General features: G+C 36.0%; 13 protein-coding genes. 9 read left to right on the plus strand and 4 right to left on the minus strand.

The window, feature by feature from the left end:
• On the minus strand, positions 1-1,317 hold a 1,317-nt coding region (locus SE27_RS13275; RefSeq protein WP_039624390.1), incomplete at its 3' end, for an ISNCY family transposase.
• Between the two features lie 212 nt (positions 1,318-1,529).
• Here SE27_RS13275 and SE27_RS13280 point away from each other — a divergent pair.
• Complete coding sequence (locus SE27_RS13280) at positions 1,530-2,219, plus strand: hypothetical protein (protein ID WP_039624356.1); 690 nt, start codon at positions 1,530-1,532, stop codon at positions 2,217-2,219.
• Positions 2,220-2,272: 53 nt separating this feature from the next.
• Here the strand turns inward: SE27_RS13280 and SE27_RS13775 are convergent.
• Positions 2,273-3,402 (minus strand): IS3 family transposase gene (locus tag SE27_RS13775; protein ID WP_148308931.1). Its coding sequence is split into 2 segments (ribosomal slippage): positions 2,273-3,150 and positions 3,150-3,402, totalling 1,131 coding nucleotides; the frame shifts between segments, so codons are not numbered across the junction.
• 191 nt (positions 3,403-3,593) lie between these two features.
• Between SE27_RS13775 and SE27_RS13295 the strand changes: the two genes are divergently transcribed.
• The gene (locus tag SE27_RS13295) at positions 3,594-5,117 is read left to right on the plus strand and encodes a TerC family protein (RefSeq protein ID WP_039624358.1); all 1,524 of its coding nucleotides are present in this window, start codon (positions 3,594-3,596) and stop codon (positions 5,115-5,117) included.
• A 384-nt stretch (positions 5,118-5,501) separates the two neighbouring features.
• On the opposite strand, the gene SE27_RS13300 is transcribed toward SE27_RS13295, so the two are convergent.
• Together SE27_RS13300 and SE27_RS13305 are read right to left on the minus strand one after the other, a co-directional pair.
• Positions 5,502-5,729 (minus strand): hypothetical protein, encoded by a 228-nt coding sequence (locus tag SE27_RS13300; protein ID WP_039624360.1) that lies wholly within the window; start codon positions 5,727-5,729, stop codon positions 5,502-5,504.
• Between the two features lie 328 nt (positions 5,730-6,057).
• Complete coding sequence (locus SE27_RS13305; protein WP_039624391.1) at positions 6,058-6,948, minus strand: LysR family transcriptional regulator; 891 nt, start codon at positions 6,946-6,948, stop codon at positions 6,058-6,060.
• 149 nt (positions 6,949-7,097) lie between these two features.
• Here SE27_RS13305 and SE27_RS13310 point away from each other — a divergent pair, with 149 nt between their 5' ends.
• The 7 genes from SE27_RS13310 (at position 7,098) to SE27_RS13340 (ending at position 11,687) form a co-directional block, all read left to right on the plus strand.
• Positions 7,098-7,682 carry an NAD(P)H-dependent oxidoreductase gene (locus tag SE27_RS13310; protein ID WP_039624362.1) on the plus strand — a complete coding sequence of 195 codons (585 nt, stop codon included), beginning with the start codon at positions 7,098-7,100 and terminating at the stop codon, positions 7,680-7,682.
• 18 nt (positions 7,683-7,700) lie between these two features.
• Positions 7,701-8,015, plus strand: coding sequence for a putative quinol monooxygenase (locus tag SE27_RS13315; RefSeq protein ID WP_039624364.1), 315 nt, complete (start codon positions 7,701-7,703; stop codon positions 8,013-8,015).
• A 291-nt stretch (positions 8,016-8,306) separates the two neighbouring features.
• Positions 8,307-8,582, plus strand: a complete 276-nt coding sequence (locus tag SE27_RS13320; protein WP_039624366.1) for a type II toxin-antitoxin system RelB/DinJ family antitoxin — start codon at positions 8,307-8,309, stop codon at positions 8,580-8,582.
• Positions 8,560-8,889, plus strand: a complete 330-nt coding sequence (locus SE27_RS13325) for a type II toxin-antitoxin system YafQ family toxin (protein WP_039624367.1) — start codon at positions 8,560-8,562, stop codon at positions 8,887-8,889. Before SE27_RS13320 ends, SE27_RS13325 begins: the two co-directional genes overlap by 23 nt.
• Positions 8,890-8,913: 24 nt before the next feature.
• Complete coding sequence (locus SE27_RS13330; RefSeq protein WP_039624369.1) at positions 8,914-9,429, plus strand: plasmid replication DNA-binding protein; 516 nt, start codon at positions 8,914-8,916, stop codon at positions 9,427-9,429.
• 1,404 nt (positions 9,430-10,833) lie between these two features.
• Entirely contained in the window at positions 10,834-11,082 is a 249-nt protein-coding gene (locus tag SE27_RS13335; RefSeq protein ID WP_039624371.1) for a hypothetical protein, read from the plus strand.
• Positions 11,082-11,687, plus strand: coding sequence for a hypothetical protein (locus tag SE27_RS13340; protein WP_039624373.1), 606 nt, complete (start codon positions 11,082-11,084; stop codon positions 11,685-11,687). The genes SE27_RS13335 and SE27_RS13340 overlap by 1 nt, the downstream gene beginning before the upstream one ends.
• The last annotated feature ends 51 nt before the right edge of the window (positions 11,688-11,738 follow it).

Genomic DNA, 11,738 nt, shown 5'->3' on the forward strand with positions numbered 1-11,738 from the left:
CACAGGATTTAACTTTCTTTGTTCAATAATGGCTTTCTGAGCTTTACGACTCGGCATACTTTTCTTGGATCTAGATCGTTTGTTTTGCTTATCCAGTTCTTCATGTTGTTGCTGGATATGGGCTAGAACTGAACCTAATCTTTTATTCTCCACCACTTCATTTTGTTGTAATCCAAGCAGTTTATTGAAGATGCTATAATTGATCTTTCGTCCCTTATGCATCATGGCCACAGTCCCATCTGGGTATTCCAAGAATGCAATGTGCTGTCCTATGAGCGTCTGATTTAATTCTGTCGGCTCAAGTAGGTAAATACATTTGTCATAGCTAATCGTTAGGCTCTTCGTCACTTTACGTGGTTCTTGCCAGGTAAAAATATCATCTAGTTCAAGATTAGATTCCGTTAAGGGCCGATGTAAATTCTTCGGATTTCTCGCACACTTGGCAAACTTCTGATTGAACTGCTCCATAAAGCAGGGCAGCCATGTATTGGCTTCTGCAATGCTATTGATACCTTCAAGGCGCATCTCTTTAATCAGACGATCCTGAAGGGTTCTATTGGCGCGTTCTACGCGACCCTTGGCCTGTGGGGAGTTGGCGAAGATAATATCAATATTTAACTCATTCAGAATTCGACCAAACTGAGTCACCTTCGTTTGTTGTGTACTACTTTGATTCACCCTAAATACTGAATGTTTGTCGCTATAAAAGGCCAAAGGCTTGCCGTATTGTTCAATATAGGCTCGGGTTGAAAGCATATAGTCAAAGGTCGTTTCAGCCTGACAGAAGCGCAGATGTAACAGCTTGCCCGTCGCATCATCGATATAAACCAGCAAGCAGCATTTAGCAGCCCGACCTTCAAACCAGTCATGATATGAGCCATCAATTTGAATCAACTCACCGAGACAATCACGGTTATAGCGCGGTTGATATGGACGTTTCAGGCGTTTGGAGCGTGGAATCCATAGCTCATTAGCCGTCATCCAACGCCGAACCGTTTCTACTGGGATAGTCAGGTTAAACATACTGCTGAGCTTCTCATGCGCTAAGGTGGGACCAAAGCCCAGCAGATGTTCAGAAATAATGGAAAGACATTGTGATTTGACCAATTCATCATGGCGATGATGACCAGCTTGACCACGACTAGCATGGGCCATAGCTGAAACACCATCTTGATTGAGCTTCTTCAATAACCGAGTAATTTGACGAGTTGATAGGTTCAGGATTTCAGCAGCACGGACTTGGGTAATACGATGATCTCGAACGTCTTGCAGGACTGCAAGACGTTGAATTTCTTTATTAGACATAGTGATTAGCATCTATATTTATATCCAGTCCATGATGATAAAAACCATCATAAACTAGACATTTTTATTGGTGAGAATATAGACACTTTAAATGGGTTCTAACATTTTGACTTCGCATAAGAGATTTTATGTTAAATGAATCTGTAGATCGTTAATAAAAAAATTATTTAGATAATTCAATTATGTATATAATTAACAATTGAAAATAATTAATTTAGATAGTTATGCATACACTTCATCCATATAAAATCAGCGTTTTTGACCGGGCTACAGAGAATAAAGGATATGCCAAATTAGGTTCAATCAAAGGCACAGTAGATGGTTTTTCATTTATTGAAACATGGATAAAAGCCAACCAAAAGTTGGGGCTAATTATTGACCATAAAGCCAAAACATCAATTCTTTTTAGAGATGATTTTATCTTTGATTTTACAACAAGAACTATACATGGATGGGTATGTGTAGGAGATTATGGTGTTGCAAATCCTATTTTAGATATAAACACTGGTAAAACAGCTTTTGATAAAAAAGAACATAATGCGGAGTTAATTCCGCATTTCGTTTACTTAAGAATTCCCAAAAACTATTCTGAAGGTTTAGCTTTATTTCATGGAGTTAGAGGAAAAGGTATTAAATCTATTTTTGTTGAGTTATTAAACAAAGAAGCTAGAGCAAAGTTAGATAGAGTATTTGGATTCACAACTTTGTCATATGGTAAGGCAATGAGCCTATGGCAAGATGCTATTGCAAAAGAAATTACAGCAATACCAAAAGTTGTAGTATCTGATGTCGCAGATAAAGTAAATGAAATTAATCCTAGAGCCGAAACATTCGTGACCATTAAAGCTCCTCGTTTAGGTAATTTTGGAACATGGTCTTCTTTTCATAAGCAAGGTTTGATGTGGTTCCGTTAATTAGACCACTCAATCTAGTTTTATAAGTGATAAATCCGCTCTAAATATTTAAATTATGCTGCCATTACTTTTGGTAAATGTCGATCATAAAATTCATTTGGTGTTGCCTTATTCAAGCTTGAATGAGGACGTATCGTGTTATAAAAATCCAAATATTCAGCAATTGATTGTTTTGCTTGTTTAACCGTATCGTAAGCCTTCAAATAGACTTCCTCATGCTTCACACTGCGCCATAAACGCTCAATCATCACATTATCCATCCACCGTCCTTTTCCGTCCATACTGATACGGATATTTCGCAATTTTAACTCATTCAAAAATGCCTCGCTTGTGAATTGACTGCCTTGGTCTGTATTGAACACCTCAGGACAACCATATTTCACAATTGCTTCTTGCAACGCATCTATGCAAAAGTCTGTTTCCATACTGATCGATACACTATGAGCCAGTACTTTACGACTATGCCAATCTATAATCGCACACAGATAGACAAAGCCTTTAGCCATAGGAATGTACGTGATATCTGTACACCAGACTTGATTAGAGTGATCTATAACCATGTTTTTCAAAAGATATGGAAAAATACGGTGTGCAAGATTAGGCTTACTGGTATTGGGCTTTGGATACAAGGCATGTATTCTCATCAAGCGCATTAAACGTCGGACTTTACGCCGACCTATTTGATATCCTTGACGCTGTAGCATGTCTCGTATCATTCGACTGCCCATAAATGGGTAGTCGATGTGAATTTCATCAATTAGACGCATTAAACTCAAATCAGTTGATGAAATCTCTTTGGGCTTGTAATACAACGTGCTGCGATTGATTTGAATCAATTGCGATTGTTGTCGTACCGAAAGTTGATGGGTCTTATCGATCATTTTTTGCCGCTCAGTTGCCCTGTTTTTCTGAGTGCACCTTCTAAAAAATCAATTTGCAATGCCTGATGTCCTATCTTGGCATGTAAAGCTTTAAGATCAATCTCTGGTTCTTGTTGTGCTGTTGGTCGTGAAAAAATATTGATCGATTGCTCAAGCAGTTGATTTTTCCAATCAATGATTTGATTTTGATGTAAATCGAATTGAGTAGAAAGCTCAGCGAGTGTGTGGTCGCCTTTAATTGCTGCGAGAGCAACTTTAGCTTTGAAATCTGCTGAGTGATTACGACGTTTTCTTCGTGTCATGGTTGACTCCAGAAACAAGCATTTCCCATGCTTATTGGGGAGTAGATTATCACTTATAGACGTGGTCTAAAATCATAGATCCACATCACAATTTAGGTATATTAAAAAGGTTAAACTTAGATGGATCCTTCGCCGGGTACAAACTTTAAAAAAAGCAAAACTTCTCTTAGATTTTTAGAGGAGATGGTCTAATGGAATTCTTGTTAGATCCTGGAATTTGGGTAGGCTTACTCACCCTGATTGTTTTAGAAATTGTTTTAGGTATCGATAACCTAGTCTTTATTGCCATTTTGGCAGATAAACTTCCTCCTGAGCAGCGTGATAAAGCTCGTATCATAGGTCTATCCTTAGCATTGTTAATGCGTTTGGGCTTATTGTTTGCAATTGCTTGGTTAGTCACTTTGACCAGACCATTGATTACAGTCTTTGACTGGACCTTCTCTGGTCGAGATCTGATTCTCTTATTTGGTGGTTTATTCCTGCTTTATAAAGCAGTCAGTGAATTGCATGAGCGAATCGAAGGTAAGACAGAAGTACATGTTACAACCAATGTTGTATATGCAAGTTTTACAGCAGTTGTAGCTCAGATCGTAGTGTTAGATGCCGTGTTCTCATTAGACTCGGTTATTACCGCGATTGGGATGGTAGATAATATTTATGTGATGATGGTGGCTATGATTGTAGCTATGGTTGTCATGTTGGTTGCATCTAAACCCCTCACCAGTTTTGTAAACCGTCACCCTACTGTAATTATCCTCTGCTTAAGTTTCTTGCTCTTAATTGGTATTAGCTTAATAGCAGAAGGCTTTGGCTTCCATATTCCAAAAGGTTACATCTATTCGGGTATCGGTGTTGCAATTGTGATTGAAGCTTTTAACCAGTTTAGCCAACGCAACGCAACAAAGCATGAATCAAGAATCCCATTACGTCATCGTACTGCCGACTCAATTTTAAGATTGATGGGTGGAAAAATGGAAACGGTCTCAGATAGTCCTCGTCATGCCGAAGCCCAAGAAGCATTTGCGGATGAAGAACGCTATATGATTGGAGGGGTACTTACCCTAGCTGAAAGATCGGTTGCTTCTATCATGACTCCACGAAGTCAAATCTCCTGGATCAATGTAAACGAGACACCTGAAAAAATCCGTGAACAGGTATTATCTGTCCCACACAGCCTATTTCCCGTTTGTCGAGGTAGTTTGGATAAAGTCTTAAGTGTCGTTCGTGCTAAAGAAATATTAGAAGTACTGGATGATCAGGAACAGCTGAAGGCACTAATTAAACGTCATCGTCCAATTTTTATTTTTGAAAACATGAAAGTGATTGATGCGATTAATACTTTACGAACGTCTAAAGGTTCATTGGTTTTAGTCAATGATGAATTTGGTAATGTACAAGGCTTAATTTCACCGCTTGATGTATTTGAAGCAATTGCAGGTGAATTTCCTGATGCAGATGAACAACTAGATTTGGTGAAGCTAGATGACCACACGTGGAAAGCATCCGGCATGTTAGATCTTTATCAGCTTGAACTCGTATCAGGATTAGACCTAGTAGAGTACGATGCAGGCTATATCAGTGTTGCAGGGCTGATTCTGGATAAATCTAATGGTGTGGTAGAGGTTGGATCAACGCTAGATTATCAAGGTGCACACTTTGAAGTAACCGAATTAGAAGCCAATCATATTAAGACTGTTATTATTACTTTAAGGTAATGAGCAATTGATAAAGCCCTCATAAAATTATGGGGGCTTTTTGATTCAAGCTATTCGTTCGTTAATAAAGAAATTTCGGCTGGAGTATAGCCACGCTCATATAGAATACTTGTAATAGCTGCTCTAATGTTTTGACAGTTAGATTTCTTATTTTTTTTGAGTAAGCCCAAATCACTATAACCGCTTAAGTTATATTTTAATTCGAGGACTTTTGAATTTGGTGATGAATAAAGAGAATGTAAAAACTTACGTATTCGGGGGCGCATATGGGGCTTAATCAGGAAATGAAATATCACTTTATCGTATTTTAAAACAATAAAAAAGTAGATAAGTAAAAAATTCTACAATACTTAATTGGTGAATTTTAATTTAAGTATCAGTACTTTAATTAAAGTTAAGCTGATACTCATCAGTCGTAATCTTAATTTTCAGATTTTTATATTTTCTTTTAGTTGGACTAAGAGCTGAATTAGTGACCTCTTCATAAAATTTAGGATCATTCATGAGATCGTGAAATAACTTATATCCAATCAATACCTTACTGGTATCTTTGTTTTCTTTTAACGTATTTTCGATGAGTTGATCTAAATCTGTTACTGATAAATTATGCATATTACACTCTATAGTATCTTTCTGATAGAACAATACAGACTTAGCAATAGGATTTAAAGCTTTATTAGACAATTGATATTTATGAAATTATAAGAAAAATAATATATTAGTTTTATCTATGTAAAGTTAATATTTCCTAAAATTAACATAATACACGTTATACGGGATTTAAAAGATGATAGTATCCTTATGATAATTAAAGAAATTTAAAAAAAATTTATAATCGCCATTATGTTAAATGAAGATTTATTTCAAACATTATTGAACTAAAATATACCTAAAAAAATTAGAGATTATTCAAAATTTGGTTTGAATAATCCACTTAAAATTAATTAAATTGTTGTAATTTTTCATATAAATAATCAATAAATAATCTAACTCTTTTAGGGATATAATTTTTTTTGTAATAAACAGCATGAATTTTTTGCTCATGAATTTTTATTTCATCTTCAAATAAAGCAATTAATCTGCCTTCTTTTATATCTTTTAAAATTAGAAATTCAGATAGACAAGCGATCCCTACGCCTTGTAAAGCAAGTTGACGAACACTTTCGCCATTAGAGGCTGTGATAGATGGTGAAGTCTTATATAGTTGATCATTTATATAAATTGGCCAATTATTTAAATGCAAAGGATGGCTAAATCCTAATAATCTATGCTTATTTAACTCAATAATAGTTTTCGGTGAGTTATTTTTTTTAAGATATTCAGCACTAGCAACGATATACAAACGACTTTTATATAATAATTTTGCATAGAGACTTGAGTCCTCTAGATCACCAAACCGTATAGCAACATCTATTTTATGCTCTAATAAATCAATTACATGATCATGACTAGTTAGTTCAATACTGATTTTTGGATATCGTTTTATAAACTCTGGTATTAATGGAATAATTACATGCAATACAAACGGTGTTGCTGAATCTATTTTAATTAAGCCTGTAGGTTCAGTACCTGGATTAATTAACAACTCTTCAGCTTCATTCAAATCAGAAAGTAATTTTCTTGCTCTTTCTAAAAAAATTTTTCCATCATAGGTAAGATTAAGGCTACGGGTTGTACGTTCGATTAATTTAACATTTAATTTTTTTTCGAGGCGTTGTAATGTGCGACTGATAGCAGATGTTGTTTGATTTAATTGTTCTGCTGTTTTCACTATAGAGCCACAATCAGCGATCGTAACAAATACTAAAAGTTCATCAAATGTAGATTTCATATCTAAGTAAATCATTAATAAAAAATCATTTTTAATTATATATCAATTTTAATTATTAACAATTAATCAATAATGTTTTGTTAATAGCTGTATTTATGTTGATGAATCTTAAATTTATATTGTACTTCTCTACTCAATTTGGGATGAAGATGAATAATATTTTAATTATCAATGGTGCTAAAACTTTTGCTCATTCTAATGGTGAATTGAATGATACCTTGACAATTTTAGCAGAAGAAGTATTAACCGAATTAGGTCATAAAGTTAAAGTTACGCGTGCTGATAGTGCTTTTGATCCAAAAGAGGAGGTAAAAAAATATCTTTGGGCTGATGCTATTATTTATCAAATGCCAGGCTGGTGGATGGGTGCACCATGGACAGTAAAAAAATATATTGATGATGTATTTACTGAAGGTCATGGTCATATATACGCTAATGATGGTCGCTCACGTTCGGATACTTCTAAAAAATATGGTTCGGGAGGTTTAATGCATGGCAAAAAATTTATGCTGTCATTAACTTGGAATGCACCTGCTGAAGCATTTACTGATCCAAAACAATTTTTTGAAGGGAAAGGTGTAGATGGGGTTTATTTGCCTTTTCGAAAAGCCAATGAGTTTCTTGGTATGCAAAGCATGTCAACATTTATTGCTCATGACGTCATCAAAGCACCAAACGTACCACAAATAAAAGATGACTATCGCCAACATTTGATCCGTAATTTTTCTGCATAAGTGATATAGAGGTAGATGATGTTAACAATTATTGCTGAAATTAAAATAAAACCCGGTTCAGAGCATCTTCAACATGTAATCAATTCATTCAAGGAGATCACACCAACAGTGCTTGAAGAAGATGGCTGTTTTGGTTACGAATTACTTATTAATCATGAGAGTCATGCGTCTTATCAGGCGCCATTGAAGAATACAGTGGTTATGTTGGAAAAATGGGAAAGTATCAAACATTTAGATGCCCACCTTGCAACCGTACATATGCGAGAACATCACTTTAAGGTAAAAAATGATGTGCTTGGTATTGATATCCGAATTTTAGAGAATGGATTCTAATCAAATTATTATATTCATTTATGAGTTTCTCTAAAATTAACATAAGACACCTTATACGAAATGGTATATAATTTCCCTTTGAAATCAAAGCTGTAGATTTCTATTTTTCACCCATTCAAGTCCGAATGGGTTTTTTTATACTTTTTGATTGTTCCGCACCTACTTATTGATCAATGTTGCACGAGTTTGATTAGCAGATTTTACTAATAAAAGCTCAAGACGGTAGCTTTATAAAATTAAAAATATGCTATTATGTAACTCAATTGAGTTACATAACGTTAAGGTGAAGATATGACTTCTCAAACATCAATGCTGCATGTTCGAATTGATGATGATACTAAGCTTCAAGCACAACAGGCCTTAAAATTAATGGGTATGTCTGTTTCTGATGCTGTACGGATCTTTTTAACTCGTGTCGTGGCAGAACAAGCAATACCGTTTGATGTCCGTGTACCGAACGCCAAGACCATTTCAGCCCTGAATGAAGCAGATGGACTAATCCAAGCAAAAAAAGCCCGTTTTGAAACTGTAGAAGAATTGTTTAATGACCTCGAAAAAAACAGCTAAATCTAAACGTGCGGTTTTACCTCGCTCATCTGATTATACCAAAGAGTTTTTAGTAGACTGGCAAAGGCTTTCTCGTAGTGGTCGTTACGATATGGGAAAGCTGAAGGAAGTTATGATGCTTCTAATCGCCAATGATGAACCTTTAGGTGCTGAATGGCTTGATCATGCCTTAAATGGCAGCCAATGGAAAAACTGCCGTGAATTACATGTCGGTGGAGATTTTCTATTAGTTTATCGTATTGAGGCACTTTCTAAGTTCGATATGATTGTTTTCGTTCGTGCAGGAACGCATAGCGAACTATTTTAAGAATTAAAATCTTAGGAAACAGATATGTCCTTGCTCACTATTGTGGAAGCATCCAAACAGTTCAAGGTTGGACGTACCACAATTTATAAAACCATTAAACGTGGTGATCTAACACCACAAAAAAATCATGATGGTGTACAAGTTATTGATGTACAGGACATGATTCGAGTGTTTGGTTCATCGAAAAAATCTGTTTCTCCAGCTGTTTCCGAAAACAGTACCCAACCTGTTTCTGGAAACAGCGGAAACAACGAGGATTTATTGAGAGAATTACGCGAACAAGTTAAAGAATTAAAACAAGATAAAGAGTTCCTAAAGCAAGAGATATCAAGTGTTAGGAAGGATTTCGATGACTATAAACTGATGATTACCTACAAGGGAAGCCTATCCAGTGTAGAAACAGTGGGAACAGTACCCGAAACAGATGGAAACAGTTTTGAGAAACAGAAAAAACAGCCTAATGAACAGGTAGAAACACCTCAAAATGAACCACAAATAGAAGAAAAGAAAGGATTCTTTAAACGGCTTTTGGGTGTTTGATCCTTCTTTAACTTTTAAGTGTTAACCGTTCTATTTTTTAATAAAAATAGCTTTAAGCTAGATATGCTTAAGTAATTTTAAACAAATAGTTTATTAAAAAAATGGTATTGCTAATCTGCGGTATATGTTAACCGCTTGAAAATTAATGAAAAAAAGTGGCGAAAAGACTTGCATCCTTTCACCACTTTTAGTTAATCTATGGGTACGCAGTTAGTTGATGGTGAGACATCTACTAACGAAGATCATAAGGTTTGACGACCGTTATGATTTCACCAAAGGCTTTTGTACCACTTCCTATTTTATAAAACTATACGGAAAATACAAGCCCCAAAATGAAAAATCTTCGTTAATCAGAATGTTATGCTCATCAATTAAGCAACGAGATACTTTTCGTTCAAGCTTTGTCTACTTCTGTGTGCCCGTTTTTCGGTTAGACACGTATAACGTGTGGTAGGAATAAGTGTCACTGGCGTTATATTGCGATAGTCGAAAGGCTAAACCGCTACAGGGGAACTTCACATAAGCGGAGCGTTGGGAGTAGTTGCATCGGACTGTTAAGTTGCATGTTGGGGAAACCCTCGCAGAGATACAGCCGTGTAGCGACAGGGAGCGCGTGGAGAGAGGTGCAAAACCTTTAGTCCTTGTCTGCATAGTTTGCAAAGCTATGTGCGGATACGACCGATGCGTGGCTCCGTCAGCCCAATCAGGTTATTCGGCAATACTTAAGGGATGTTGATTTTTTTCAAAATCACGCCCTTAGGGTGAGTATTGCCGAAACTCTCTCAACGTTCACCATCAGCCCGAGCAAAGCGAGGGGTGTGGGGTACTTGAGAGAGTGAGATCAATTTGTATAATCTTTTTATTTATCTTTTTTTCTTTGATCTTGTTGTCAACATGATTTAAACGTAAGAAATAGGGGGTTATAGCTCGATTAACTCTTTTTCCAATCAAAGGTACATTTTCAAAATAAGATAGCTTAGATCGCAAACCAGAAAGAAATAGAGATGTTTATAATCATACAAAGACAAACCCAGCCTCTTAAAGAGGACTGGGTTCTTAAAACCACTCGTTTGTACGTATTTATACTGCATCAACAGTTTGAAAATATCCTTGTCGGCCAAGACAATTCATTCTCACGATTGTAGAATCGTTTTAAGACAGTTTTTCAAGTAAATCATGCTAGCCAAAGCATGTTGATACCACTCGATTATTACTTGAAAATTCTGTGTTCATTCACCTTAAACATCACCAACTTATCGGTATAGACTTTCCCAATTATCACCACTTACGTTTTTATTCGCTCGGAGTGACTGCACCTCCCTTGAGGGCTATATTGGTTATCGTGGTGTACGTGTCCAGATCGGCAAGCTCTATGGCATATTCACCGCCTATTTTCAGTCAAAAATGAACCGCAGTTTTTTAGGTGCAGGTGGAAGAAAGTTAAACCTCAGCTATGTCCGAGCTTCAACCGCAAAAATTAAAAATAATACCGAAATCCATAGCTATTTTAGGGCGATTAAAGACGAGGCCAATCAAGGTTCAAGAGCGCTACTTTTGGCTTGGAAAAGCAGTGATGAGGGTAAGAGGTTTTTAGCGTCCAAAAGCAGTGATGGCTATGTTTATAACGATAGTTTTTACAAGGATATTGAGTGATGGCTAAAACCCCTTATTTCAATAAACGTAGATGGCTTGAGGGCCGAAAGAATGAAATCACTGAGCTGTACCGCACGGGTAAAAGTTGGCGTGAAATTATCGAGCATTTAAAAATTGCCTATGCCATGCCGTTTGCACTGACAGAAGCCGATTTTTTTAAATATTGTGATTTTCTGCTTGATGATGTTGCGACAAGTCATCTTGAGGAAAATATTGAGTTACAGCAACAGCTCAGCGACTTCAAAAAGCAATTTTCTAGAATAGAAAATGCTAAAGCATCTCTACAGCAAGAGCATGAAGCCCTCAAAGAAAAAAACATAAAACTGACTGCTAGAGTGAAGCAACTTATTGAAGAATCTCAAGAACAAGATCAGTTTTTTGAGGAACTTCAAGTAACCAATTCCGAACAAGCCAACAAGCTTATTCAGCAGATCAATTTAAATAAACAACTGGAGCAATCTAGTGCTGCGCTATCACGAAAAAATGAACAACAGGGCGACAAATTAGAAAAAATTTCAAAATATATGGACACGATTCAAGCTGAAATGGATAAATTTTCAAAATCTGAACAAGAGTATAAGGGTAATACCCCCATTTTTAATTGAGTTAATGAGTAGACAATCCAAAGCCCTTATTATTGTTTAAAATGAGGTGGA

The organism is Acinetobacter harbinensis, from assembly GCF_000816495.1.
GTDB lineage: Bacteria > Pseudomonadota > Gammaproteobacteria > Pseudomonadales > Moraxellaceae > Acinetobacter > Acinetobacter harbinensis.